This is a genomic window from Embleya sp. NPDC001921, assembly GCF_053594475.1.
This window is the reverse complement of sequence record NZ_JBSFEO010000041.1, coordinates 1-24,495: the sequence shown is the minus strand read 5'-3', so window position 1 is coordinate 24,495 and position 24,495 is coordinate 1. Positions and strand designations below refer to the sequence as shown.

23 protein-coding genes and 1 riboswitch are annotated in these 24,495 nt (G+C 73.4%); of the genes, 10 read left to right on the top strand and 13 right to left on the bottom strand.

The window, feature by feature from the left end:
* Positions 1–66: 66 nt before the first annotated feature.
* Positions 67–582, top strand: a complete 516-nt coding sequence (locus ACWCPW_RS37265) for a GNAT family N-acetyltransferase (RefSeq protein WP_449766008.1) — start codon at positions 67–69, stop codon at positions 580–582.
* A 21-nt stretch (positions 583–603) separates the two neighbouring features.
* Here ACWCPW_RS37265 and ACWCPW_RS37260 read toward each other — a convergent pair whose 3' ends face one another.
* Complete coding sequence (locus ACWCPW_RS37260) at positions 604–1,674, bottom strand: helix-turn-helix transcriptional regulator (RefSeq protein ID WP_449766007.1); 1,071 nt, start codon at positions 1,672–1,674, stop codon at positions 604–606.
* 473 nt (positions 1,675–2,147) lie between these two features.
* Here ACWCPW_RS37260 and ACWCPW_RS37255 point away from each other — a divergent pair, with 473 nt between their 5' ends.
* The 3 genes from ACWCPW_RS37255 (at position 2,148) to ACWCPW_RS37245 (ending at position 5,063) form a co-directional block, all read left to right on the top strand.
* Positions 2,148–2,678, top strand: a complete 531-nt coding sequence (locus tag ACWCPW_RS37255; RefSeq protein ID WP_449766006.1) for a GNAT family N-acetyltransferase — start codon at positions 2,148–2,150, stop codon at positions 2,676–2,678.
* Between the two features lie 283 nt (positions 2,679–2,961).
* Positions 2,962–4,605 (top strand): GMC oxidoreductase, encoded by a 1,644-nt coding sequence (locus ACWCPW_RS37250; protein WP_449766005.1) that lies wholly within the window; start codon positions 2,962–2,964, stop codon positions 4,603–4,605.
* Positions 4,606–4,751: 146 nt separating this feature from the next.
* A complete protein-coding gene (locus ACWCPW_RS37245; RefSeq protein ID WP_449766004.1) occupies positions 4,752–5,063 on the top strand; it encodes an NIPSNAP family protein in 312 nt (103 codons plus the stop codon).
* Between the two features lie 145 nt (positions 5,064–5,208).
* Here the strand turns inward: ACWCPW_RS37245 and ACWCPW_RS37240 are convergent, their stop codons facing one another.
* Together ACWCPW_RS37240 and ACWCPW_RS37235 are read right to left on the bottom strand one after the other, a co-directional pair.
* Positions 5,209–6,315: a carboxylate-amine ligase gene (locus tag ACWCPW_RS37240; protein WP_449766003.1), complete on the bottom strand. Its 1,107-nt coding sequence runs from the start codon at positions 6,313–6,315 to the stop codon at positions 5,209–5,211.
* A gap of 261 nt (positions 6,316–6,576) precedes the next feature.
* Complete coding sequence (locus ACWCPW_RS37235) at positions 6,577–6,801, bottom strand: hypothetical protein (protein WP_449766002.1); 225 nt, start codon at positions 6,799–6,801, stop codon at positions 6,577–6,579.
* A 247-nt stretch (positions 6,802–7,048) separates the two neighbouring features.
* A riboswitch (FMN riboswitch) is annotated at positions 7,049–7,177 on the top strand.
* Positions 7,178–7,423: 246 nt separating this feature from the next.
* Here ACWCPW_RS37235 and ribB point away from each other — a divergent pair.
* The 3 genes from ribB (at position 7,424) to ACWCPW_RS37220 (ending at position 10,445) form a co-directional block, all read left to right on the top strand.
* Entirely contained in the window at positions 7,424–8,095 is a 672-nt protein-coding gene (gene ribB / locus ACWCPW_RS37230) for a 3,4-dihydroxy-2-butanone-4-phosphate synthase (RefSeq protein WP_449766001.1), read from the top strand.
* A gap of 283 nt (positions 8,096–8,378) precedes the next feature.
* Positions 8,379–9,401: an NADP-dependent oxidoreductase gene (locus tag ACWCPW_RS37225; RefSeq protein WP_449766000.1), complete on the top strand. Its 1,023-nt coding sequence runs from the start codon at positions 8,379–8,381 to the stop codon at positions 9,399–9,401.
* A 144-nt stretch (positions 9,402–9,545) separates the two neighbouring features.
* Entirely contained in the window at positions 9,546–10,445 is a 900-nt protein-coding gene (locus ACWCPW_RS37220; RefSeq protein ID WP_449765999.1) for a LysR family transcriptional regulator, read from the top strand.
* Here the strand turns inward: ACWCPW_RS37220 and ACWCPW_RS37215 are convergent.
* The 3 genes from ACWCPW_RS37215 to ACWCPW_RS37205 all read right to left on the bottom strand — a co-directional run bounded on the left by ACWCPW_RS37215 (position 10,440) and on the right by ACWCPW_RS37205 (position 13,746).
* Complete coding sequence (locus tag ACWCPW_RS37215; RefSeq protein WP_449765998.1) at positions 10,440–11,396, bottom strand: zinc-binding dehydrogenase; 957 nt, start codon at positions 11,394–11,396, stop codon at positions 10,440–10,442. The genes ACWCPW_RS37220 and ACWCPW_RS37215 overlap by 6 nt on opposite strands.
* 101 nt (positions 11,397–11,497) lie before the next feature.
* Positions 11,498–12,616, bottom strand: coding sequence for an alkene reductase (locus ACWCPW_RS37210; protein WP_449765997.1), 1,119 nt, complete (start codon positions 12,614–12,616; stop codon positions 11,498–11,500).
* A gap of 137 nt (positions 12,617–12,753) precedes the next feature.
* Positions 12,754–13,746, bottom strand: coding sequence for an Lrp/AsnC family transcriptional regulator (locus ACWCPW_RS37205; RefSeq protein WP_449765996.1), 993 nt, complete (start codon positions 13,744–13,746; stop codon positions 12,754–12,756).
* A gap of 238 nt (positions 13,747–13,984) precedes the next feature.
* Here ACWCPW_RS37205 and ACWCPW_RS37200 point away from each other — a divergent pair, with 238 nt between their 5' ends.
* The gene (locus ACWCPW_RS37200) at positions 13,985–15,535 is read left to right on the top strand and encodes an MFS transporter (RefSeq protein WP_449765995.1); all 1,551 of its coding nucleotides are present in this window, start codon (positions 13,985–13,987) and stop codon (positions 15,533–15,535) included.
* A gap of 65 nt (positions 15,536–15,600) precedes the next feature.
* Here the strand turns inward: ACWCPW_RS37200 and ACWCPW_RS37195 are convergent, their stop codons facing one another.
* The 5 genes from ACWCPW_RS37195 to ACWCPW_RS37175 all read right to left on the bottom strand — a co-directional run bounded on the left by ACWCPW_RS37195 (position 15,601) and on the right by ACWCPW_RS37175 (position 20,915).
* Complete coding sequence (locus tag ACWCPW_RS37195; RefSeq protein WP_331770530.1) at positions 15,601–15,786, bottom strand: YegP family protein; 186 nt, start codon at positions 15,784–15,786, stop codon at positions 15,601–15,603.
* Between the two features lie 141 nt (positions 15,787–15,927).
* Entirely contained in the window at positions 15,928–16,431 is a 504-nt protein-coding gene (locus ACWCPW_RS37190; protein WP_449765994.1) for a hypothetical protein, read from the bottom strand.
* Positions 16,428–16,757 (bottom strand): helix-turn-helix domain-containing protein, encoded by a 330-nt coding sequence (locus ACWCPW_RS37185; protein WP_449765993.1) that lies wholly within the window; start codon positions 16,755–16,757, stop codon positions 16,428–16,430. The genes ACWCPW_RS37190 and ACWCPW_RS37185 overlap by 4 nt, the downstream gene beginning before the upstream one ends.
* Positions 16,758–16,887: 130 nt before the next feature.
* Positions 16,888–18,771: a hypothetical protein gene (locus ACWCPW_RS37180; protein WP_449765992.1), complete on the bottom strand. Its 1,884-nt coding sequence runs from the start codon at positions 18,769–18,771 to the stop codon at positions 16,888–16,890.
* A gap of 686 nt (positions 18,772–19,457) precedes the next feature.
* The gene (locus ACWCPW_RS37175) at positions 19,458–20,915 is read right to left on the bottom strand and encodes an aminotransferase-like domain-containing protein (protein WP_449765991.1); all 1,458 of its coding nucleotides are present in this window, start codon (positions 20,913–20,915) and stop codon (positions 19,458–19,460) included.
* Positions 20,916–21,000: 85 nt separating this feature from the next.
* Here ACWCPW_RS37175 and ACWCPW_RS37170 point away from each other — a divergent pair, with 85 nt between their 5' ends.
* Entirely contained in the window at positions 21,001–22,536 is a 1,536-nt protein-coding gene (locus ACWCPW_RS37170) for a DUF885 family protein (protein WP_449765990.1), read from the top strand.
* A complete protein-coding gene (locus ACWCPW_RS37165) occupies positions 22,533–23,141 on the top strand; it encodes a LysE family translocator (RefSeq protein ID WP_449765989.1) in 609 nt (202 codons plus the stop codon). The genes ACWCPW_RS37170 and ACWCPW_RS37165 overlap by 4 nt, the downstream gene beginning before the upstream one ends.
* 100 nt (positions 23,142–23,241) lie before the next feature.
* Here the strand turns inward: ACWCPW_RS37165 and ACWCPW_RS37160 are convergent, their stop codons facing one another.
* Complete coding sequence (locus ACWCPW_RS37160) at positions 23,242–23,784, bottom strand: hypothetical protein (RefSeq protein ID WP_449765988.1); 543 nt, start codon at positions 23,782–23,784, stop codon at positions 23,242–23,244.
* On the bottom strand, positions 23,781–24,495 hold a 715-nt coding region (locus tag ACWCPW_RS37155), incomplete at its 5' end, for an RNA polymerase sigma factor (RefSeq protein ID WP_449765987.1). The genes ACWCPW_RS37160 and ACWCPW_RS37155, both read right to left, overlap by 4 nt.

Genomic DNA, 24,495 nt, shown 5'->3' with positions numbered 1-24,495 from the left:
GAAAACGCCCAGGCCTGACCCAGGGCGGGCCCAGGACAGGCCCATGACAGGCCCTAGCATCGGGCCATGTCCCAGCCTCCTCGCCTCGAGCGTCTTCGCCTCGACCACGCCCCGGCCCTCCTCGAGTTCGAGCAGCACAACCGGGCCTACTTCGCCGCGTCGATTCCCGATCGGGGCGACCACTACTTCGCCCACTTCACCGAGCGGCACCACGAGCTACTCGTCGAACAGGCGGCGGGGCTGCACCACTTCCATGTATTGGTCGACGACGAGGGGAAGGTGCTGGGACGGGTCAACCTGATCGACGTGGCGGACGGCGCGGCCGAACTCGGCTACCGGATCGCCGAACAGGCCGCCGGGCGGGGGCTCGCCACGTCGGCGGTCCGCGAGGTCTGCGCACCGGCCGGCACCGCCTACGGCCTGCACACCCTGCGAGCGGTCACCACCCTCGACAACGTCGGCTCGCGAACCGTCCTGGCCCGAACCGGATTCACCGCCACGGAGAACATCGACCTGAACGGCCGCCCCGGCCTCCGCTTCACCCGGAACCTGCACCCGGAATCCGCGCCCGAAGCGCGCTGATCCGGCCCGAGGGCCGGGTGTTCACCTCGTGGCCCGATCCCCGATCAGGATCCGTGCGATCAACTCACGGCGGCTGGTCACCCCGGCCTTGGCGAACACGGCCTTCAGATGGTCCTGGACGGTGTACGGCGTCATCGCCAGGGCACGGGCGATCTCCTTGGTGTCGCAGCCGCGAACGGCCAGCAGCGCCACCTCCTGTTCGCGACCGGTCAACCCGTAGGCGGCCAGATACAGCGGCATCGTCTCGGCCGGCGAAGCCGGCGAGGCCACGACTCCGACGTGGCCGTCGGCGAGGCCGTCCAGGAGCGAGGCGTGCAGCACGAACCAGCGTCCGTCACGGGTGCGCACCCGGACCTTGGCCGACGAGACCGGCACCCCGGACGCGGCCAACCGGGCCTGCTCGGAGACCACCGCGAACGCCGTCGGCACCGAGAGCGCGTCGACCGCGTCGTCGGCGAGTTCGGCGAGCAGGCGCTGCGCCCGCTCGTCGGCGGCCACCAGGCCGTTCCCGGGACCGAGCACGACCATCGCGGGCACCTGATCGCCCGCCGCCGGCGACGCGGTCGCCCGGTGGCACGCGCGCAGCGCGTTGCCGATGTGCCGGGCCGCGACGTCCGCCAGATCCCGTTGCCGGCCCAGGTACGGACCACGATCCGCCGCCCGCATGAACGCCGCGCAGCCCCACATGCCGCCCTGCGTGTCGAAGACGGTGCGCATCTCGTCCCCGAAGCCGGCCGGTCCGATCTGTTCCCGGAATCGAAGGCTGTGCTCGGGCCGGCCCCGGGTCGCCCGGTCCAGCGTCTCGGCCCGAAGCCCGCTGTGCCGGATCTTGGGGAAGGTGCTCACGTCGTCGTGCCAGACCTCCCGCCGCACCGCGTCGTGGAAGCCCTCCAGGCTCAGATCGTCGCTCAGCACCGAGGTGACCAATCCGGTCGCCGGGTCGGCGGTGTGCCAACACACCGCGTCGAATTCCAGTACGTCGCGCAGCAGTTCGTCGGACCGGCGAAAGATCGCGTCGGCCTCCAGGCCCGCCCCGGCCAGTTCACGCAGGCCCTCGATCGCCCGCCGCGCACTCACGCCACGTAATGCCATGGCGCGAACGTAACACGCGGGCACCGACCACGTCCGTAGTGCGACCGTCGGGTGCGATGCCGGAGATCACCACGCGGTCTCCCGCAAACCTCCCAGGGATCTGGGATATCGCCGTACCGACGACGATCGCGAGGATGTCCACACGTGTTCCGCTACCCCGTGTTCGGCATGGACCGGACCGCGCTTCCCCGGGACGCCGAGCCGCCCTGTGGATCCCAGCCCCGGACCGGGATCCGCAGGGCATTCGTCGTACGGCGACACCCGGCAGCGCCCGCGCTCCGCAGCCGTGGCCGCGGCACCGCCCGACCACGCTCGCCCCGCCCCGCGCCCCCTGAGACGATCCTCGAGCGCCACGCGACCCGCGCGGCGGCCTGGCCCACCCATGCCCGGCCGGTCGGTCGATCCCGTCCACCGGGACGAGGAGTCGGAGGTCCCCCATCACTCGCGAACACACCACCCCCGCCCCGCGCCGGGTGCGCATCCGCACGGTCGACACCACCGCGCTGCCGATCTTCCTCACCATGCTCGACCGCGCGGTGGCCTGGCTGGCCGCCTCCGGTCGCGAGGGCCAATGGGGCACCGAGCCGTGGTCCACCCGCCCCGAGGCGGTGCGGCGCGTGGAGAAGGTCCTTCGTCACGGCCACGCCCGACTGGCCGAGATCGACGGCGAACCGGCCGGCGGCTGCGTCGCCTCCGACACGCCCTCCGAGTACATCCCCGCGGCCGAGGAACCCGAGTGGTTCGTCAACCTCCTGGTCACCGATCGGCGCTTCTCCGGAGCGGGCGTCGGCGCCGCGCTGATCGAGGACGTAAGCCGGGAGGCCGCCCGTCGCGCCGTCGACCTGATCCGGGTCGACTGCTACGCCGGCGGCGACGGCGCGCTCGTCGAGCAGTACAAGGCACTCGGCTTCACTCCCCTCTCGCGATTCGCGGTCGACCGCCCCGGACAGCCTTCCTGGCCGGGCCAGTTGCTCGGGCTGCGCCTGAACTCCCGGCAGCCGTAACGCTCCACGATCGCGACCCGCGAACACCCCGAGTGCGGGGGACGACCCCTCGGGCGGGACTCCCCCGCGCCCGACCCGACCGCTCGCGCGACCGCGCCCCGCCGCTCGCGCGACCACTCGCCCGGCCGCCCATACCACCGCTTGCGTGACCGCCGGTCCACGCTGCGCGACCCGAGGGCAAGTACCCGGAACCGCCCGGAAGTTACTCACGAGTATGCCGTGACTTGTCACGCGATCACGCCTAGAACTTGTTCCCACTCCGTCCCAGAGTGAGGAACGTCACATGAGCGATTCCGCCATGCGCAGCAACAGTTCCAAGGGTTTCTCGCGCCGCACTTTCATTACTGGAACCGGTTCCATCCTCGGCGTCGCGGCCCTCACCGGCCGCGCCGGCGCGGCCCAGCCGACGGCGGCCGCCTCCGCCGCCTCGATCCCCTCCGGGGCACACGTCCCGGCCCTGGTGATCGGCACCGGGTACGGCGGCTGTGTCGCCGCACTGCGTCTGGCCCAGGCGGGCGTCGACGTGCACATGATCGAGATGGGAATGTCCTGGGACACCCCCGGCCCGGACGGCAAGATCTTCGCCAACACCACCTCCCCCGACGCCCGTTCCTTCTGGCTCCGCACCAAGACCAAGCAACCGCTGAGCAACTTCCTCGGCTTCCCGATCGACCGGGACATCCCCAGGTACACCGGCATCCTGGACGCCGAGGAGTTCGCCGGCATCACCGTCTACCAGGGCCGGGGCGTCGGCGGCGGCTCGCTGGTCAACGGCGGCATGGCGGTGACCCCCAAGCGGGAGAACTTCGGCGCCATCCTGCCCTCGGTGAACGCCGACGAGATGTACAACACCTACTACCCGCGCGCCAACGCCGGTCTGGGCGTGGCCACCATCGACCCGGCCTGGTTCGACACCACCGCCTGCTACCAGTACGCCCGCGTCGGCCGCAAGCACGCCCAGCGCTCCGGCTTCCCGTTCGTGTTCGTGCCCACCGTGTACGACTGGGACTACATGAAGCAGGAGGCCGCCGGCGTCGTCCCCAAGTCCGCGCTGGCCGGTGAGATCCTCTACGGCAACAACTACGGCAAGAAGTCCCTGCAGAAGACCTACCTCGCTCGGATCCGGGACACCGGCCGGGTCACCATCTCCTCGCTGCACAAGGTCACTTCGGTCTCCCCGGCGGCCGGCGGCGGCTACACCGTGGTGATCGACCAGATCGACACCGGCGGTGCCACCACGGTCACCAAGACCGTCGTCGCGGACAAGGTCTTCTTCGCCGCGGGCAGCGTCGGCACCAGCAAGCTGCTGGTCCGGCTCAAGGCCACCGGAGCGCTGCCCGCCCTGAACGGCGAGATCGGCCAGGGCTGGGGCGACAACGGCAACGTCATGTGCGGCCGGGCCAACCACCTTTGGGATCCCACCGGCTCCCTCCAGTCGTCCATCCCCACCGGCGGCATCGACAACTGGAACGCCGGCGGCGCGTTCGCCGAGGTGGCCCCGCTGCCCACCGGCATCGAGACCTACGCCTCGTTCTACCTGTCGATCACCAAGAACCCGAACCGTGCCCGGTTCTCCTGGAACGCCGCGACGGGCAAGGTCGAGCTGAACTGGCAGTCCTCCTGGAAACAGCCGTCCATCGACATGGCCAAGACCATCTTCGACAAGATCAACGCGAAGGAGGGGACGATCTACCGGACCGACCTCTTCGGCACCTACAAGATCTGGGGCGACCACCTCACCTACCACCCGCTCGGCGGCGCGGTGTTGACCAAGGCCACCGACAACTACGGCCGCCTGCACGGCTATTCCGGGCTGTACGTGATCGACGGCGCGCTGATCCCCGGCAACACCAGCGTCAACCCGTTCGTCACCATCACCGCCCTCGCCGAACGCAACATCGAGAAGATCATCGCCACCGACCTGTGACACCGGCCTGACCGCGCGCCCCGGTGAGCCCTCACCCCCCGGTGCGAGCACACTCCCGGGGCCGTCCGGACCACTCCGGCCGGCCCCGGACCGCACACCGCGCGGCCGGCGTCGCGGCGCCCCGCCGCACGCGGCATCATGTGCGCGTGATCACCATTCATCTGAAGTACGAGATCGACGCCGACAAACTGGCGGACTTCGAGGAGTACGGCCGCCGCTGGGTCGGCCTGGTCAACCGCTTCGGCGGCACCCACCACGGCTACTTCCTGCCGAGCGAGGGCGACAGCGACATCGCCTACGCGCTCTTCTCCTTCCCCGGCTTCGCCGCCTACGAGCAGTACCGCATCGACAGCGCGACCGACCCCGACTGCCAGGACGCGATCCGACTCGCCCGCGAGACCGGGTGCATCAAGCGCTACGAACGCCGCTTCCTGCGCCCCCTCGACGACGGCTCCTGACCCGAGGACCGGCACGGGTCGGCGATCCGCGGCATCCCCGACCACCGTCGCGGAACTCCCGTGCCGCGCCGGACCGGGCGTGGCACGCGGGCTCCGTGGCGACGCCCGGCGGCACGTCCCGGGACCGGCGGTGCCCGATCGGCGATCAGTGCCGTTGGGACATCGCCGACTCGGTGACCAGCAACCGCAGCAACTCGTCCCGTCCCCCGCGCCGGAAGGCCTCCCGCTGCCGATCGGCCGCGGTCCCCTCCCGCATCAGCCGGTGCACCAGCGCGTCCACCTGGCGGGTGTCCCCGGTGTCCGCCAGAGCCGGGGTGACGTACTCGATCAACCGGCCGACCAGTTCACCGGCCTTGAGCCGGTGCGGCGTGTACGGGTCGACCAGCGCGTCGGTCAGGCCGTGCCGCGCGGCGTACCACTGCGCCGCCGCGACGAGCTCGGGGGCGGGTCGAGGCGGCGGCTGCCCGGCCGTCGCGTCCCGCAGCACCGTGGTCACCAGGGCCCGGACGAGGCCGGCGAGCATCACCGCGTCGTCCACCCTGAGCTGCACGTCCATCGCCCGGACCTCGACCGTGGGATAGCGGTCGGAGAGCCGGATCTGCCAGTAGACCCGGGCCCGGTCGCGCAACACGCCCGCGTTCAGCAGGTCGTCGATCCGGGCGTCGTAGTCGTTCGCGTCGACGAAGGCTGGCGGGACCCCACTGACCGACCAGCGGCCGAACACGATGGTGCGCCAACTCGCGAAGCCGGTGTCGCCGCCCTCCCACAGCGGGGAGTTCGCGGACATCGCCACCAGCAGCGGCAGCCACGGGCGCAGCCGATTGAGCACCATCACGCCGGCGTCCCGATCGGGGACCGCGACGTGGACGTGCATCCCGTTGATGAACATCTCGTCGACCAGGCGCGGGGCGTCCGAGTGCAACGACCGGTAGCGGATCCGGTCGGTGACCTCGGCCGGGAGGCCGGGGCCGAAGGGCGCGGACCCGGACGCGACCAGGTGGCATCCCGCCTGCTCGGCCGCGGCGGCCACCGAGTGGCGCAGCCGCAGCAGGTGGCCGCCGACCTCGTCGAGGGTCTCGCACACCGGTGTGGCGACCTCGATCTGCATCTGCAACAACTCGGGCTGGATCTCGCCGCCGGCCACCGCCGGCTGCAGATCCGCCGCCGCCCGAACCGCCTCGGCCATCGGCACCGGCAGGCCGTCGACGGGATCCACGAGCAGGTATTCCTCCTCGACTCCGAGCGTGATCACGGCCGGCCCCCGACCACGACGGGCGTGGCTCCGCGAACAAGCGCGCGGCGTACGGGGGCGGGGGCTACCCGGTGCCCCGAGGTCGAGCACACCATCGTGGACTCCTTCCAACCGTGACCACCGACGACGCCCCCGTCGATCGGCCGGCGCCCCGTCGACGCCCGCCTGTCGCCTCCTGCGGCGCCCCCGTCGCGACACGCGGACCCGCGGCTCGCACGCCAAGGGCGCCGCAGGCGCGGCGCCCTTGGTCGGACCCGTGACTCAGACCGGCGTCCCCTCGTCGGCACAGTCGTCGGTGAGCTTCGCGACGGGGTTTATGGTCCGCTCGACCTCGCTCATGCACGGCCCGCAGAACGTCTCCCGTCGCCGGGTGCCGTCCACGTCCCGGCTGGGGGGCAACGTCACCCCGCACATCGCGACGTCCTCGCTCTCCATCGCGTGCCACACCACGCTTTGTGCGTCCTGGACCGCTCTCATCACGTGCATGTCCGCTCCCGTGTCGTGAGATCCATCGACCTCACCATGTAATCCGCTGTGGGCTCGGCCCGCACGCCCAGCGCCTCCCGGCCGGCGGGCGATCCCAGGTTCCGGGCACCCGATCAGGCACAATCCCGGTCGGCGGCTTGGGCCGTGCGGGTGAACGCCGCCCCCGTTCGGTACGCCCGTCCCACCCCCGGTGACGCGCGACACGTATCGGCGCGGGCACGCGGCGTGGAAGACTCACGGCGAGTGTTCGCGCGCTCCGGGGTCGGTGAAATTCCGAACCGGCGGTGACAGTCCGCGACCCGACCGCAGCCGGCGGCCGGTTGACCCGGTGAAACTCCGGGACCGACGGTGAGAGTCCGGATGGAAGGCAGTGCGCGGCGACACGTCGACCCCGCGGTCGGGCCCTGCCCGGACGCGGGACGAACGTGCTCGCTCTCCCGGAACGGCGTCGGCGCACGGGGGAACGGGCCGTTGGCGGATTCCGAACCCTTGTACGCCGTGGCCGTCCCCCGCGGCATGCGTCGAACGCCTGTCCGTGTGGGCGGCCCCTCCTTGGCACGGAACCACGCGTGCGGCCGGATCCCCTCGCGGGTCGGTCGCACGAGACCACAGGAGAGTACGCATGACAGAGAAAGTCCACGAGAAGCCGCACGAGGGCACGGTCGAGCGCCCGGAGAAGGTGGTTCGGGCGATCGAGGCCTTTGCCCGAGGGGGTTTCGTGATCGTCTTCGACGACGAATCCCGCGAGAACGAGGGCGACCTCATGGTGGCCGCGGAGCACATGACCGAGGCGGCCATGCGTTTCATGCTCGAGCACACCGCGGGGGTGGTCTGCGTGGCCATGCCGGACGAGGCGGTCACGCGGCTGGAGTTGCCGCCGATGACCGCGACGAACACCGGCCTGCACGAGACCGCGTTCACCGTGTCCGTCGACCTGCTGGAGGGCGCCACCACCGGCATTTCCGCGGCCGAACGGGCGCGCACCATCCGGGCATTGGCCGACCCGTCGACCCGGCCGGGCGATCTGGGCCGGCCCGGCCACGTGTTCCCGATCCGGGCCGTGCCCGGCGGTGTGTCGGCTCGGGACGGCCACACCGAGGCGGGCATGGACCTGTCCAGGCTCGCGGGACTGTCCGGCACGACCGCGATGTGCGAGGTCGTACGCACCGACTGGAGCATGGCGCGCCTGGGCGACCTGGCCGCGCTGGCCGAGAGCGAGGACCTGCGGCTGATCTCGGTGGGTGACCTGGCGGCGTACCGGGAGGCGATCGAGGTGGGGTCGGCTCTCGGGTGAGACACATCCCGGCCGGGCGCGGCACCTCCGCGTCCCGGCCGGGGCTCCCGCCCTTTGTCCGGGTCCCGGGCGGCACGCTGGGAGCCAAGCGAAGCGAGGCGGACCGGTCTGGCAGGGTCGCGGCGTCGGGGCCGCGCGTTCGTTAAGCGTGGGTCAACGAAGGCGCTGCGGATCGACGTTGATCGGGAGCGGTGCGCCGGTGGAGAGTTGAGGACAGCGGCGGCGGCCCGGGCGGGATCGGTGGCGGCCGCCCGTCCCCACCCGGTTCGACCATCGGAGCAGCATGCCCTCCCCCACCCGCCGTCCGGCCGGCCTCGAAGTACGCCTGGCGAGTCGTCCCGTGGGCGAACCCCGCGCGGAGGACTTCGAGTTCGCCCGGACCGAGGTTCGCGAGCCGGAAGCCGGCGAGGTCCTCGTGCGCAACACCTGGATGTCGGTGGACCCGTTCACCCGCGAATGGATGCACGCCGACGCGTACGTGCCGCCGTTCGTCATCGGCGAGCCGCTCGCCGGTGGCGCCGTCGGCGAAGTGGTCGCCTCCCGCGCGGCGGGCCTCCCGGTCGGCACGATCGTGTCGCACTTCGCCGGATGGCGCGAGTACGCCGTGCTGGGCGCGGACGCGGTCGCCGCGGTGGACACCGCGCTCGCCCCGGTCGAGGCGCACCTGGGCGCGCTGGGCAGTACCGGCCTGACCGCCTACGCGACGCTGACCCGGGTACTTCCCGTGCGTCCCGGCGACGTGGTCTACGTCTCGGCCGCCGCCGGCGCCACCGGCAGCGTCGCGGGACAACTGGCCCGCCGACTGGGCGCGGCCACGGTGATCGGCTCGACCGAGGGCGCGGAGAAGACCCGACTCCTCACCGAGGAGTTCGGCTTCGACGTCGGCATCGACCACACCCGCGGCCGGCTGCGCGAGGACCTCGCCCGGGCCGCCCCCGACGGCGTCGACCTGACCGTGGAACTCGTCGGCGGCGCGCACCTGGAGGCCGCCATCGACGCCGCCCGGGTCGGCGGCCGGATCGCCGTGGTCGGAGCGATCTCCGGGTACAACGCCACCGGTCCGCTGCCCGGACCCACCAACATCTTCGCCACCGCCACCAAGGAGCTCACCCTGCGCGGCATGGCCGTCACCTCGTACTTCGGGCTCGCCGAGGAATGGACGAAGCTGGCCGCACCCCTCCTGGCCGACGGCACCCTGCGCACCCGGCACACCGTGCTCGCCGGCCTGCGACGGGCCCCGGAGGCGCTGATCGCACTGCTGCGCGGCGAGAACATCGGCAAGATGCTGGTTCGGCTGGACCACTGACGCCGGCGCGGCCGCGCGCCGATCCGGGACGGGACCCGGGGCGTGTCTTCGATCCCGGGCGATCGAAGACACGCCCTGGCGACCGGTCGCCGAGCCCACCTGAGATCATGCTCGGGCCCTGCACGACGATCTGGACGAGGATCCGTGGAACGCTACGAAATCGAGGCTTTTCTCACCCTCGTCGAGGAATTGCACTTCGGCCGGGCCGCCGAGCGGCTGCGCATCTCCACCGGCCGGATGAGTCAGACCATCGCGAAGCTGGAACGCGGGATCGGCGCCCGGCTGTTCGAGCGCACCAGCCGCCGGGTCGCGCTCACCCCGATCGGCTGCCGGTTCCACGACGACCTGCGGCCCGGCCACGAGCAGATCGAGCGGGCCGTGGGGAACGCGATCATGGCCGCCCGAGGCTTCGACGGACCGCTGCACGTCGGCTTCCTCGGCGCGGCCGGCGGCCAGTTCCTGTTGGAGGTGATCCGTGCCTTCCGCGCCGAGCACCCGACCTCCGAGGTGGACCTCCAGGAGTTCCAGATGAACACCTCGATCGCCGGCCTGCGCGCGCACAACTCCGATCTGGTGCTGGTGACCCGCCCGTTCGCCGATCCCGATCTGGTGATCGGTCCGACCCTGTGGGCCGAGACCCGCTACCTGGCGCTGCCGTGCGAGCATCCGCTGGCCTCCCGCGCCGAGATCGGGCAGGAGGACTTGGCCGACGTCACGCTGTTGCGCATGCCGGCCAACTGCCCGCCCTCGGTCGCCGAGGACCGGGTCCCCTCCCGCACCCCCGCCGGCCGGCCGATCGCCCACGGCCGGCCCGCCACCACCTTCCTGGAAGCACTCGCCCTGGTGGGCGCCGGCGAGGGCGCGTTCACCGTGGGCGACCAGGTGAACCGCTTCTACGTCCGTCCCGACGTCAGCTACGTCCGGATCGCCGACGCCCCGCCGATCGAATGGGGGCTGATCTGGCGCAAGGCCCACGAGACGGAACGGGTGCGCGCGTTCAACGACCGGGCCGTCGCGCTGAGCCGCACCCGTACCGCGTCATGACCCGGCGTCCCGCGCTCCCCGCCGCTCCGCCGCCCACTGCCGGGTGATCGGCACGTCCAGCACCGCCTTGCCCCCGACCCGGCGGGACAGCAGCGCGTCGGCGGCGAGTTCGGCCTGCTCCCACGGGCCCCGCCAACCGATCCGCGGGCTCAGTCGACCCGATTCCAGCAACCCGAGCAGCACCGCGAGGTCGTCCGCGAAGGGGGTCGCGACGTTGAAGTTCTCCAGTCGCCCGCGCGCGGAGTTGGTACCGGCCACCTCGAAGTCGATGGTGGTCGGCTGCCGGGCCGCCCGGCCGATCGCCTGCACCACCCCGTCCGCCTCCAGCCGGTAGAACGCCTCGGCCAGTTGCGGCCCGCCGACGTTGTCGAGCACGCCGTACACGGGAGCGGACAACTCGCCGGGTCCGAACACGATCTCGGCGGCGCCCGATTCCCGCAGCCCCTCCGCTCGCTCGGGCGAGCCGACCGAGGCGATCACGTGCGCGCCGGCGAGCGCGGCGAGTTGTACGGCGAACCTGCCGACGCCGCCGGAGGCGCCGGTGACCAGGACCCGGCGGCCGAGCACCGAGCCCAGTCGGCGTACGGCCTGGAGCGCGGTGACGCCGGCGACCGGAAGGGCGGCGGCGACGCCCAGGTCGACCGCCTCGGGGACGACGGCCAGGTTCGCGGTGTCGGCGGCGCGCAGTTCGGCCCACGCGCCGTCCCAGCCGAAGGTGACCACGCGGGTGCCCACCTGTGGTCCGGAGCCGTCGGCCGCGGCGCGCGCGACGATCCCGGCGGCGTCCCAGCCGGGGACGCGTCCGGTCGGTTCGCCGCTCGGCCGATACGCGATCTCACCGAAGTTGAGCGAGAACGCGGCGACCGCGACCAGTACCTGGTGCTCCCGCGGGCGCGGGTCCGGCATGTCGGCCGCGTGCAGGCCCTGCGGGCCGTGGAGGAGTGCTCGCATGTGTGATTCCCGTGTGCTTCCCGGTCGGTCCCCGGCGCACGGGGAGCGCGCGCCGGGGACGGGGTGGACGCCGATCACCGGAGCGTGTCGGCGAGGTGCGGTCAGTTGCCGGCGGCGCCGGCGGCGACGGTGCCGCCGCCCCGCACTGCCTCCAGCGTCGGGTAGTCGGTGTACCCGCGGTGGTCGCCGCCGTAGAAGGTGGCCTTGTCCGCGACGTTGTACGGCCCGCCCGCCCGGACCCGTGCGACCAGGTCGGGGTTGGCCAGCCACATCTCGGCCAGCGCGACGGCGTCGGCCACGCCGTCCGCCAGCGCCCCCGCGCCGATCTCGGGCGTGCCGGGAAAGGACTCGGGGGTCGGATGCGCGCACAGGATCAGCACGCCCGGCCACGCGGCGCGGATCAGCCGGGTGACGTCGCGGGTGAGGATCTCGAAGACGTGCAGGTACGCCAACGGCGTCGGCGCGAGCGCGCGCACCAGCGCGGTGTACAGCTCGGCGGGGTCGCTCTCGCTGATCCCGTTGAAGGTGATCCCGGGCGAGAGCCGCACGCCGACCCGCTCCGGCCCGATCGCCTCGGCGACCGCCGCGACCACCTCGACGGTGAGCCGGATGCGCCCCTCGATCGAGCCGCCGTATCCGTCGGTGCGCCGGTTGGACCCGTCGGCGAGGAACTGGTGGAGCAGGAACCCGTTGGCCGCGTGCAGTTCGACGCCGTCGAAGCCCGCGTCGATCGCGTTGCGCGCACCGCTCACGAAGTCCTCGACGACACCGCGGATGTCGTCGAGGGTCATCTCGCGCGGCGTCGGGTGGTCGAGCATGCCGTCGGGCGTGAACATCTGCTCGCCGGAGGCGATCGGGGACGGCCCCACCGGGTGCGCGCCGTCCGAGTACAGGCTCGGGTGCCCGATCCGGCCGCAGTGCACGAGCTGGGCGACGATCCGGCCGCCCCGGGTGTGCACCGCCTCGGTGACCGGCCGCCAGGCCGCGACCTGCTCGTCGGTGTGCAGCCCCGGGGTCAGCACGTACCCCTGCCCCAGCTCGCTGATCTGGGTCGCCTCGGTGATGATCAGTCCGGCCGACGCGCGCTGTGCGTAGTACTCGGCCGCGGCCGGGGGGATCACCCCCGCGTCGTTCGCGCGGCTGCGCGTCATCGGCGCCATCACCAGTCGATTGGGCAGGTCCAGTTTGCCGACGGTCAGGGGTTCGAAGAATCCGGGCATCAAGAAGCTCCTGTGCGGAAAGACACCCCCGTCGCGGACGCGACGGAGGCACCTCTCCACCCTCGCCGGCCGGCGCGACCGGAACAACGCCGGATCGCGCAAGGAACGATGCGTCGCGCTAAACGATCCGCGCGCGGTCAGCGCCGCCGTCGCGGTCCGGGCATCGGGCCCTCGCGTTTGAGCGTCTCGACGATCGGTGTGGTCTCCACGCTCGTGATGCCCTCGACGGTGCCCAGCGAGCCCGCGAGGAAGTCGTACAGGTCCGCGGTGTCGCGACACAGCACGCTCGTGAGGAAGTTCGCGCGTCCGGTCGCCACGGCGGCGAACACGACCCGGGGGTCGGCCGCCACCACCTCGGCGACCGCTCCGAGGGCGGAGGGGCGTACGTTCATCCACAAGAACGCGCACAAGCCGTAGCCCAGGTTCGCCGCGTCCGTCTCCACCTCGAAGAACAACACGCCCGTGCCGCGCAGCAGTTCGACCCGCCGGCGCACCGCCGACTCCGAGGTTCCGCAGGCTCGGGCCAGGTCCGCGTACGAGGTGCGGCCGTCCTGGGCCAGGGCCGCGAACAGCTCGCGGTCGCCGTCCACCCACTCGGGTACCGGCGCGTCCCACGAAGCCTGCGGAGCGGCCCGGGTCAGCGCCTCGGCCTGGGCCTGGGTGAGGCCGATGTTCTGCGCCTGCCAGCTCGTCGGACCGCCGACGACCACGCGCAGCAGGCAGTACATCTCCAACCCGATCACCCCGGCCGCGCGGCCCAGTTGCCGGGACAACTCGTCGGCCGGGGAGTCCGGGCCCTTCGCCCGGGTCACGCAGATCACCTCGGTCCCGGCCGCCAGCACATGCAGCCAGGAGACGTCCGATCGCCGGCCCAGCCCCTGGGCCACCGCGTCCACCGCGTCCGGCACGCATCGCACGCGCAGGATCCACGACGTCTGGCCGGTGCGTCGGGTGTCGGTGATCGGTACCACCCGGATCGCGCCCTTCGCACGCATTCGGCGATAGTGCCGCACCACGGTCGCGTCGGAGACGCCCAGCACCTCGGCGATCCGCGCGAAGGGTGCGCGGCCGTCGATGTCGAGCGCGTGCACGATGGCCAGGTCGACGGCGTCGAATTCGATGGATCCCATCGCACGAAGCCTAACAATGATGGAAATCCGCCGCATCCAGCTTGCGAACTCGACCGGGTCACGCGAATACGCGACTGTTTCCGTCAGCGGCGCCGAGCGGACGACGGCCCGCGACCCCCGTGTCCCACCCGACCCGTCCGGTCGGGCTCCGACGCGACCCCTCCCCATCTTCGGGCCCATGCGACCCATCCGGTCGACGCGGCTCGCACTCGCCCATCGTTTTCGCCAAGGAGTCATCGTGCGCAAATGGGGACCGCTCCTCGCGGTCTGTCTCGGATCGTTCATGCTGCTCGTCGACGTCACCATCGTCATCGTCGCGCTGCCGGACATGAGCGCCGACCTGGGTTCCTCGTACACCGACCTGCAATGGGTGTTGGACGCCTACTCCCTCGCCCTGGCCGCGCTCATGCTCGGCGCCGGATCGCTCGCCGACCGGGTCGGCCGGCGGCGGGTCTTCGTCTTCGGCACGATGCTGTTCACCACCGCGTCGCTGCTGTGCGCGCTGTCCACCGACACGGCGACACTGATCGCGGCCCGGGCGCTGCAGGGCGTCGGTGGCGCGGCGATGTTCGCCACCACGATCGCCCTGCTCGGACACGCCTACCAGGGCCGCGACCGGGGCGTCGCGTTCGGCGTGTGGGGATCGATCAGCGGGGCCGCCGCCGCGATGGGACCCATTCTCGGCGGCCTGCTGACGCAACACCTCGGCTGGGAGGCGATCTTCCTGATCAACGTGCCCATCGGGGTGGCGACCGCGGCGTTGGCCTGGCGGGTGCTCGGCGAATCGCACGGGAACCGCTCGGCGCGGCTGGACCCGGTCGGCATGCTCACCTTCACCCTCGGCGCGGCGCTGCTCACCTACGGGTTCGTCCGCGCGGGCGGAGCCGGCTGGACCGAGAGCGGGACGCTCGCCGTGTTCGCCGGCGCCGTGCTCGCGTTCGTGGTCTTCGTGGTGACCGAGATCCGGGTCGCCGAGCCGATGATCGACCTCGCGCTGTTCCGCCGCGCGTCGTTCGGCGCGATCATGGCCGCCGGCCTGCTGATCCAGTTCGCCGCGTTCTCCGCCTTCCCGCAGATGTCGGTGTGGCTCCAGTCCTTGCTCGGGTACAGCCCGGTGGAGGCCGGACTGGCGCTGTTGCCGCTGGCCGCGACCTCGTTCGTGGTGTCCGCGCTGGCGGGCCGGCTCCTGCTCGGGGTGGCACCCAGGTGGTCGATCGGGATCGGCGCGGTATTCATCGGCGTCGGCAGCCTCGCGCTGACCCTGGTCGACGCCGGATCGAGTTGGACGGCTCTGACTCCCGGCCTGGTGCTGGGCGGTGTCGGAGTGGGCCTGGTCATGCCGCAGTTGGCCGGCGCGGCACTGGCCGCCGTCCCTCCCGCGCGAGCCGGGATGGCCGGTGGCGCGCTGAACACCTTCCGCCAGTTGGGCTTCGCGCTCGGCATCGCCGTGGTGGGCGTGCTCTTCCGCGACGGCGCGGCCCACACGCTGGGCGATGCCGGCTCGATCGGCGGCGACCCGCACGCCACCGCCGAGGCGCTCGGCGGCGGCCGGGCCCAGGAGATCGCGGCGGCGGCGCCGGCCGACTCCCGGGACGTCGTACTGGGCACCCTGCGCGAGGCGTTCACGGCGGGCCTGGACCGCACGTTCGTGCTCTGCGGGGTGCTCGGGATCGCGGCGGGCGCGCTGGTCCTGCTGACCGGTCGGGCCGCACCCGCCACCCCGGCCGCGTCCCCGGGCCGGCAGCCGGCACCGGACTCCGAGACCGCGCCCGCATCCGCGTCGCGGTGACGTCACACCGGCACGCGCCGTCCGGGAGTGCCCGGGCGGCGCGTGTTCGCGGCCGTCCGCGGGCGTCAGGCGTGGGCCATTTCGACCACCTTGGCGGCGGGCGCGTTGCGCTTGACCGAGTCGATCCCGTTCATGCACGCCGCGCGGGTCTCGTAGGCCTCACCGACGGCGATGATCTGCCCGTTCCCGGCCTTCAGCCTGAACCGGAACTTGCCGGCCTTGTCGGTGTACATCTCGAACTTGGCGGCCATCACACACCTCCGTGATCGCGTCGCCCCCACCATCGTCCCGCTCCGTGCGCCCGCCGGCATCCGCACCGGCCCGTCGAGGCCCCGCGCGTCGCCGTCGCCTCGGGCGGTCGCGGGTCCTCGCTCGGGGGCGTCACCCCGGCATCACGGTGTGTTGCCCAGGGCCTGGCGCAGCGGCAGCGCGCCGGTGGCGATGTGGATTCCACGCGAGACGATCCGCGCGTTGGTCGAGTCGAGCGTGGACAGTTGGGACAGCGGCGCGGGACCGTCGTCGTGCAGCGAACAACACAGGAGCAGCATGGTGCGCAACGCCCCCGGTGGGAACGGCGCGTCGGAGACGGTGACCACCTCGCGCAGCGTCGGCCAGCGCACCGCCGCGTAGCGGCCGTCGTCGGACCAGTCCAGGCACACCGCGTACAACTCGGGGCGGCGCACGAACGAGCCTTCCTCGGTGAGGATGTACGTGGTCGCCTGGGCCGCGTGGCTGCCCTCGGCCGCGCGGTAGAGCGCGGCCTCGATCACCTCCGAGGACATGGCCGGGACGGAGGCCCCGTCGGTGTGGCGGGCGGGGCGCGCCGTGACCCGGTCGCCGCGGTGCTTGGCGTCGTTGCGGTTGCGCCGGCTGCTCGGGCGACGATCGGTGCTCATGAGACAACCCTTCGGGCCGGGTCCGGAGCCCACGTGTGGGCGGGGGCGAGCAGGTGCGCGGGTTCCACTCGGAACAGGTGGGCCAGGCGCTCCACATCGTTGAGGTCGAAGGGGAGTTCACCGGTGAAGCGACGCCACGCCCAGGACCGGCCGTGTCCCAGGGCCTCGCCGATCGCGCCGTCCGTGTAGCCGTCGCGTCGCGCGAGCATCCGCACGTTGCGCACCACGATCATCCGGATCGGTTCGTCCGCGTCCGAATACGAGTCTTGGGTGGATATCGGCTCCGCCGTTCTCGTCCCACGCACCCCAGGCGCAACATCTGTCATCTCCGCAGAGTAGATCGCCACTTGCGGGAGCGGTAGAGCACAAGGAGGACAATCATCCCTCTGTGCGGGAAAGTTGCCGCGTCACACGAACGCGTCGAACCCTCGCCGCCGTGGACCGTCCGGGTGTTCGTCAGGATTTTGGGGAGTGGTGCGCGGACGCGCGGGCCACCTCGAGGAGTTCGGGCAGTGTGCCGGTGAACGTGTCGAACAGGTGCAGCGCGACGGTCCAGGCCTCGACGTCGTCGCCGAGCAGGCGCTCGGTGAGGGCGCGCGCCGCGTCGCACGGTTCGGCCACCCGGGCATCCGGCACACGCGGATCGCGAACCAGTCGGCTCAGGGCCCTCGCCGGGTGCGGCGCGTGGCGGACCACGTCGTCCGCGGCCAACACGCCGCGCCCGACCCACTCGCCGTCGTGCCACCGGTCCAATCGGGCGCACGCCGCCACCACGAAGTCGCGCGGACAGCCCGGGTGTTTGAGCAGCGGCCAGAGCGTCGACTCGGGCCACTCCGGGTTCGGCGCCGCCTCGGCCAGCGCCTCCCACGGCAACACCACGCACCGCCGGACCAGTTCGCCGAGCGCGGCGACCGGGTCGGCGGCGTCGCGGACCACGCGCAGGTGCTCGGCCGGCTCACCCGGCGCGGCGTGCGCGGCGAACAGCGCGCCGCGTACCGACGCCGACGGCGAGGCGTACAGCAGCAGTTGTTGTGCGGCCCGTTGGTCCAGATGCGGTGCGAGCGCGAGCGATACGGCCTCCGGCACGCAGCGCAGCAGGTTCAGGAAGGCGATCCGGGCGTCGCGCCGATACTCGATCGGGAACACCGCGGGCTCGGGACTCGGCCATCGGTTCGGCACGGTCCAAGCCGCGGCGGAGGCGGCGGCGATCAACTCGCGCGCCGTGCCGGAAAAGTCCGCGAGCAGTCGATACACCGCCACCCACGCGGCGGGATCGGCACCCAGCGGAGCGCACAACTCGGCCAGTGCCCGGCGAACCGACGGCTGTTCGACGGGCAGCGCGATCAGCATCGCGGGGGCGGGACGGGCCTCGACGAGCACCCGCTCCACCGCGAACCGCCCACTCGTGATCCCGCGGTCCAGGAAGCGCGCGAGCAGGTGGTCCCGGCGGTTGACCTTCGGCTCGTGCACGAGCTCGAACGGCAGGTCGTGTCCGCGCGCCACGGTGCGGTCGAAGTCCGATCGCAGCGCCTCCTCGACCAACTCGGGCGGACAGTACGGCGATTCGGACAGGTAGGCCAGCGCCGCGCCGCCGAAGGGTGCGCGCGCGTGTTCGCGCCGAAGCAGGTCGGGGTCCAGCGCCGGCGGTTTCGAGGACCAGTTCACGCTGTTCAGCCGCAGGCGCACCAGGGCGCCGATCACCGTCGGGTCGGTCCGCGGGCCGGGCGGACGGCAGGCCGCGAGATGCTCGGCCGGTGCGGCGGACTCGGCGGCGGCGTACAGCAGTTCGGGCAGCCCGACGTGACCGAGTTCCGCGCCGGCCAGTCGGCGCAGCGCTTCGGCGCCGCCGCGTTCGGCCACCGCCACGCACAGGTCCACGGCCGCCGGGTAGGGCACCCGCGCGCAGTTCTCCTCCGCGACGACGAGGGCGACCTCGGCGAACGGGCCGCGCGCGACGGTGAGCGGGTCCCGGCGGGCGATGCGGCGCACCTCGTGCGCGAGACCGAGCCGGGTGTGCCAGCGCGGATCCTCCGGGTCGGCCACGCTCGCGAACACCTGCTCGATGAGGCCGGGGAAGAACCACGCGTAGGAGCGGATCAGCCGCGCGGCGGCGACCGGATCGGCGATCGCCGCGGTCCGGGCCAGCAGTTCGGCCGACCACCGACCCTCGGAGGTCACCGCCGCGGCGAGCGGCCGCGCTCCGATCAGCGCGTCGGCGACCGGGTACGCCAGGCCGAACTCGGCCGCGAACGCGTGCACCCAGCGGGCGCGGAACCGTTCGGCGAGCGCTTCGGCCACCTCGGGCGGGGCCAGACGCAGCGCGGCCAGCAGTGCCAACATCGGGTCGGCCCTCCCCTGGACCGTGTTCCGCGCCCCACGCCCGGCCCGCGACGTCCCGCACCACCGCCGGGACCGACGCGGGTTCGCGGACACTCCCGAGGACGACGGGCGTCCGATCCTGCCACGGCCCGTCGTCCCGTCGGGATCGGGTGCGGAACGGGCCTGCGGGTCTTCGGGATCGGGTCCGGAACCGGCCTGCGGGTCTTCGGAATCGGGTCCGGAAACGGCCCGCGGGTCGTCCGGGCTCGGCGTGGAACCGGCCTGTGGGTCCATGGCCGCACCTCCGTGTCCTCCAGCGGCGGACCAGATGTCCAGGGGCACGAAACCGGTGGTGTGCCCGTCGGGGCCGACCACGCGGCCCATCCGCTTGATCACCTGGATGGTAGCCGCGCTGTCCACCACCTCGACCCGGGGAAACGCCCGACCGCTCGGCCCACGGGGCCGGTACGTCGGCCGCCCGGCGCAGCCACGCCACGACGACCAGGTCGGCGGCGCCGGTGACCACGGCGCACTCGCGCACGTCGGCCGACGCGGTCAACCGGGCGGGCGGGCCGAGCGGGTCGGCCGGGTCGAGCCGGCCAGCCGGGTCGAGCGGGTCGGCCGGGTCGAGCGGGTCGAGCGCGGACCCGGTGCACCGACCTTGCCGGGTGCCGCTTCGGTGGTCGTTTCGGCTGTGGCTTCGGTGCTCACGAGCGGGTCGATTCCGTCCACGCCGAGGTCAGTCGGTCCACGACCCGGTGCAGCACGTCGTCCGCGAAGCCGAACGGGACACGCAGGAAGTGGTCGTGGGCGCCGGTGGCGTCCATCGCCGCGCCGGGCACGACCTCCACGCCGTGCCGGAGCGCCACCTGGGCGTAGGCGCGGGCGTCGGTGCCCGGCGGGAGTTCGACCCACAACACCGAGCCACCGGTCGGCGGGTGTGCGCGCCAGGTCGGCAGCCGGTCGGCCAACAGCCCTTCCAGCGTGGCGAGTCGCTGCCGCAGCAGAGTGTTCCGGGCGGCGCCGAGCGCGGGCAGATCGGGCAGCAGGCGAGCCGCGAGCGCCTGGTCCAGGAGCGGGGTGCTCAGGTCCGCCCGGGCCTTGAGCCGGGCGAGCGGTTCGACGGTGGCCCGCGGAGCCCGCACCCACCCGATCCGCAGCCCGCTCCAGACCGCCTTGGACAGCGACCCCACCGTGAGCACCGTCGCGCCCGTCGGGTGCGCCGCGATCGGCGCGGGCACCTCGCCCGGCGCGACGGCCGCCGCGTGCGCGCTGTCCTCCAGCACGGTGACCCCGTGTTCGGCGGCCAACGCGGCCACCCGGCGGCGCCGGCTCGCCGACATCAGCGCGCCGGTGGGGTTGTGATAGGTCGGCATCACGAACAGCAACGCGGGCCGGTGCTCGGCGAAGGCCCGGGCCAGCAGATCGATCCGGATCCCCTCGTCGTCGAGGCCCACCCCGACCAGCCGGGCGCCCGCCGCGCGGAAGGTGTCCAGGCAGCCGGGCCAACTCGGCGACTCGACCGCCACGCACCCGCCCGGGCGGACGAACAGCCCGGTGGCCAGCGCGAGCGCCTGCGTCGCACCGGTGGTGACCAGCACCTGGCCCGGCTCGGTGGGCAGACCGTGCCCGGTGTGGTGCTCGGCGATCGCCGCACGCAGCGCGGGCAGGCCCGCCGGGTGGTAGGCGGTGTCGCGCAGCAGGCCGGGCAGGTCCTCACGGACCACGTCGAGCAGCGCGCCGGCCAGATCCGGGCCGCCCTCGTCGGCCGCGTGACCCAGCGAGATCACCTCGCCCGGCCCGGTCACCATGCGTTGCGTCAGCGCCGTCGCCCGGCCGCCGCGTACCCGCCCGTCCCCGGCCGCCGGCAACTCCGGCCGGCGGGCGACGCTGCTCCCGCTGCCGCGCCGGCTCTCCACGAGCCCGGCCGCGCGCAGCGCGTCGTACGCCGAGACCACCGTGGCCCGGCTCACCGCGAGCGCCTTGGCCAACCGCCGTTCGGCGGGCAACCGCGCCCCCGCCGGCAGCGCCCCGTCCGCGATCAAACGCGTCGTGGCAGCCGCCAATCTGCGATAGAGCGCGCCCCGGCCCGAGGCCCAGTCGCCGAGCAGTTCGACGAGGTCGGCGGCCTCCATCGGCCCCGCCTGCGGCGAAATCCGGTCCACCCGCGGCCTCATTGGCCCGTGTCGAAGGCGGCCGTCGCGCCCAGGCTGGTCAGCGTCACAGCAGCGCACAGTACTGGAGCACCAGATGAGTTCGGCCAAAGCCCCGGACGCCCGCCTCGCCGCGATCTGCGACGCGTCCGTGTTCGCCGCCCGGGAGAGCGCCGGTCGCCACGAGTACGACGGCGCGATCCAGGACCTGTCGCCCGGCGGGGTGCGCCGCGCCCTGGCCGCGCTCGGCGGACCGCGCGGGACCCGGCCCTACCCGGACGCGCACGACGAGGCGCTGGCCGCCGCGGCCGAGCACGCCCTGCGGGTGCGCCTGGGCGAGTTGGAACTGCACCGGAGCAACCCCGTGTGGCACATCGACAACCTCGACCTGTCCGGGTACGACCGCGACTATGCCCCGGCCGAGGAGCGCGCGGCCGCGCGGCGGGCGCACCTGGCCCGCTGGCCGGACGGCGTGGCGGCGGCGATCGAGGCGCTCGACCGGGTACCGGCGCCGCTGGCCGAGGCCACCGTGCCGCTCGCGCGGGGCTTGGGGGCGTTCGTCGACACCGGCGCCGGCCCCGTGCACGACGCGGCGCGGCGGGCGCTGGACCGCTTCGTCCGGCACCTGGAGCGCGCCGCGGTCCACGGCGCACCGTCCGCCGCCCTCGGCGGTGCGGTCCTGGCCCGACTGCTCGGCTCGGCCGAGGCGCTGGAGATCGACGTGGACCGACTCGCCGCCCGGGTCGACGCCGAGCGCGACCGCCTGTGCGAACTGCGCGACGAGGCCTGCCGGCGGGTGGATCCGCAGGCCGAGCCCGCGGACACGATCCGCGCCCTCCAGGAGGACCATCCGGACGCGGATCGGGTGATCCCCGAGTTCCGCAAACTCGCCGAGGAGGCCGTCGCCTGGACCGCGGCCAACGACCTGGCGCCGAACCACGACGTGCCGGTCGAGGTACTGCCGATGCCCGACGCGCAACGCCGGGCCCTGGCGGGCGCGACCTGGGCCGCCGCCAACGAGGCGGACGCGCCCGGGCGATTCCACGTCAGCCTGCCGCTGCCCGGGTGGTCGGCGACCGAGCGCGACCAGTGGCTGCGGACCGGCTTCAGCCGGAGTCTGATGGCCAACATGGTCGTGCACGAGGTGGCGCCGGGACATCTGAGCCACGGCCGGGCCATGCGCGGGGCGACGAGCGAGGTCCGGCGCACCGTGCTCTCCGAGGTGTTCATCGAGGGCTGGGCGCACTACTGCGAGGAGATGGCGCTGACCGAGGGGTTCCGCACCGATCCGGCGTTCGCGGTGGCGGTCGCGCAGGACGCCCTGCGCCGGGTCACCCGGTTCGCCTGCGCGATCGGGCTGCACACCGGCGCGATGAGCGTCGAGGACGCGGCCCGGCGGTTCACCGCGGACGTCGCCCTGGCCGGCCCCGCCGCCCGCCACGAGGCGCAGCGCGGCCTGTTCGACCCGACCTACGGGCGGTACACGTGGGGCAAGTTCGCCGTGCTGGACCTGCGTGAGCAGGCCCGGCTGCGCTGGGGGTCGGCCTTCTCGCTGCCCCGCTTCCACGCCGCGCTGCTGAATCTGGGCGCGCCGCCGCTCGGGCTCGCGGGCACCGCGCTCGACCTCGGATGATCACGTTCCTGGCCGCCGCGCTGGTGCTCACCGCCGTCCCCGGCCCCAACCTCGTCTACATCCTGACCCGGACGCTGGCGCAGGGGCGTCGTGCGGGTGTCGTCTCCGCCGCGGGCGTCGAGGCCGGGACGCTCGTGCACGTGGGCGTCGCCGTGATCGGCCTGGCCTCGGTGATCGCCGCGTCGCCGACGGCGTTCGTGGTGCTCGAGTACGCCGGCGCCGGGTATCTGGCCTGGCTCGGCGTGCGAACCGTGCTGCGCCGTTCGGCGGCGGTGCCCGAAGAGGGTCGCGGGCCCGTGCGGTCGTTGCGCCGGGTCTTCCTGGACGGCGTGCTCGTGAACGTGCTGAATCCGAAGGTCGTGCTCTTCTTCCTCGCGTTCCTTCCGCAGTTCGTGCCCTCGGGGGCGTCGCCGGCCCAAGCCAGGGTGTGGATGTTGGGCCTGGGCGCGAGCGTGTCCGCGATCGGCCTGCTCGTCGGGCTCGGCTACACGTTCGCCGCGGACGCCGCCCGGCACCTGGTGCGCGGCGGGCGCCCCGGGCGGGACCGGGGCAGGTACGTGGTGGGCGGCGTGTACCTCGCGCTGGGACTGTTGGTCGCACGGTGAAAGCCCGCGCTCGCCGAAAGCCCGCGCTCGCCGCACGGTGAACGGCCCGCTCGCCGCGCGGTATGCGGTCTCCGCGCGCCGTACGGTGAACGGCCCGCGCTCAGCGAAGGTGCCGATCCTCGCCGGCCGCGGCGGGTGGCGGGGTGCGCGGGGGTTGGGTGGGGGGCGTCGCGTTCCGCGGGGGTTGGTTGTCCACGGGGGCGGTTCGGCGCCCGGGCGGCGGGCCGAGGGTCGGCAGGTCGGACCGCGCGGTCGAGGCGGCCCCCGGGTTCGTCGCGGTCACGCTCACCGGCCCCTCCGGAACCGCGGTGGGCGGCGCGGGCGCGGGCGTGCTCGGCTCGCCGGTGCGCGGCGCGGGCCCGGCCGGCGGTACGGGCACCGGGCGCGGCGTCTCCGACGTCGTGAACGCGCCGGCCACCGCCCACCCGGCCGCGGCCAGCGCGAACGCCGCGACCGGCACCGCCAGTCGAAGCGGGACGCGCCGCGTCCGCGCCGGTGCGATCGGCAACGGCACCTCGCGCGGGCGCACCGTCGCGGGGGTCACCGCGTCGGCCCGTCGGCCCAGCCAGTCGCGCAGTTCGGCCTCCAGCGCCCTGTGCTCGGGCGTCCCCGACCGCAGGGGTTCACCACCGTGTCGGGTCACGCGTCGTCCTCCATAAGCAGCCGGTGCAGTGCGGTCAGCCCGCGACTCGCGGTGGATTTCACGGTGCCGGACGGCATGCCCAGCGTGCCGGCGATCTCGCTTTCGCTGAGGTTCTCCCAGTAGCGCAGCACCAGCACCTCGCGTTGCCGTCGGGTCAGCCGTCCCAGCGCGTGGCGCAGCCGCCGGTCGCGTTCGGCGCGCAGCGCGTCGTCCTCGGGCGAGGCCACCGGCGGCGGCACCGGCGGTATCCAGGCCCGCGCGGTCCGCCGCCGACGCAGCACCGATCGGGCGCCGTTGACCACGCAGCGCCGCAGGTAGGCGGGCGGGTCGTCGAGTTCGCCCAGGCGCGCGCCGTGCCGACGGAAGGCCGCCGTGAAGGCCTCCTGTACGACGTCCTCGGCGGTCTCCTGGTCGTCCACCAGCAGCGTGGCCAGACGTACCAGGCGCATCCGGTGCGCGTGGTAGAGCTGCGTCATGGTCGGCGGCGGCTCGCCGGCCTCCCGGGTCCGCCGGCGGAACAGGCCGAAGGCACGCCGGCGGGGCGCCGCGTCGGGGGCGGGCGGCGTCCGGGGGGCCGGGATCGGGTCGCGGTGGACCCGGATGTGGGATTCCTGGATGGCCGTGAACTCCTCGGATGCGTACCGATGGACTGCCGATGTCGTGGGTCGGCGCCGCGGCCGGCCGGTGTCCCGGGGACGTCGACGTCCCCGG

What these genes read in the sequence shown, in the direction of transcription:
- ACWCPW_RS37265 (WP_449766008.1), top strand. Translation starts at nt 67, where the DNA reads ATGTCCCAGCCTCCTCGCCTCGAGCGTCTTCGCCTCGACCACGCCCCG.
- ACWCPW_RS37260 (WP_449766007.1), bottom strand. Translation starts at nt 1,674, where the DNA reads ATGGCATTACGTGGCGTGAGTGCGCGGCGGGCGATCGAGGGCCTGCGT.
- ACWCPW_RS37250 (WP_449766005.1), top strand. Translation starts at nt 2,962, where the DNA reads ATGAGCGATTCCGCCATGCGCAGCAACAGTTCCAAGGGTTTCTCGCGC.
- ACWCPW_RS37235 (WP_449766002.1), bottom strand. Translation starts at nt 6,801, where the DNA reads ATGCACGTGATGAGAGCGGTCCAGGACGCACAAAGCGTGGTGTGGCAC.
- ribB (WP_449766001.1), top strand. Translation starts at nt 7,424, where the DNA reads ATGACAGAGAAAGTCCACGAGAAGCCGCACGAGGGCACGGTCGAGCGC.
- ACWCPW_RS37225 (WP_449766000.1), top strand. Translation starts at nt 8,379, where the DNA reads ATGCCCTCCCCCACCCGCCGTCCGGCCGGCCTCGAAGTACGCCTGGCG.
- ACWCPW_RS37215 (WP_449765998.1), bottom strand. Translation starts at nt 11,396, where the DNA reads ATGCGAGCACTCCTCCACGGCCCGCAGGGCCTGCACGCGGCCGACATG.
- ACWCPW_RS37210 (WP_449765997.1), bottom strand. Translation starts at nt 12,616, where the DNA reads ATGCCCGGATTCTTCGAACCCCTGACCGTCGGCAAACTGGACCTGCCC.
- ACWCPW_RS37205 (WP_449765996.1), bottom strand. Translation starts at nt 13,746, where the DNA reads ATGGGATCCATCGAATTCGACGCCGTCGACCTGGCCATCGTGCACGCG.
- ACWCPW_RS37195 (WP_331770530.1), bottom strand. Translation starts at nt 15,786, where the DNA reads ATGGCCGCCAAGTTCGAGATGTACACCGACAAGGCCGGCAAGTTCCGG.
- ACWCPW_RS37190 (WP_449765994.1), bottom strand. Translation starts at nt 16,431, where the DNA reads ATGAGCACCGATCGTCGCCCGAGCAGCCGGCGCAACCGCAACGACGCC.
- ACWCPW_RS37185 (WP_449765993.1), bottom strand. Translation starts at nt 16,757, where the DNA reads ATGACAGATGTTGCGCCTGGGGTGCGTGGGACGAGAACGGCGGAGCCG.
- ACWCPW_RS37180 (WP_449765992.1), bottom strand. Translation starts at nt 18,771, where the DNA reads ATGTTGGCACTGCTGGCCGCGCTGCGTCTGGCCCCGCCCGAGGTGGCC.
- ACWCPW_RS37170 (WP_449765990.1), top strand. Translation starts at nt 21,001, where the DNA reads ATGAGTTCGGCCAAAGCCCCGGACGCCCGCCTCGCCGCGATCTGCGAC.
- ACWCPW_RS37165 (WP_449765989.1), top strand. Translation starts at nt 22,533, where the DNA reads ATGATCACGTTCCTGGCCGCCGCGCTGGTGCTCACCGCCGTCCCCGGC.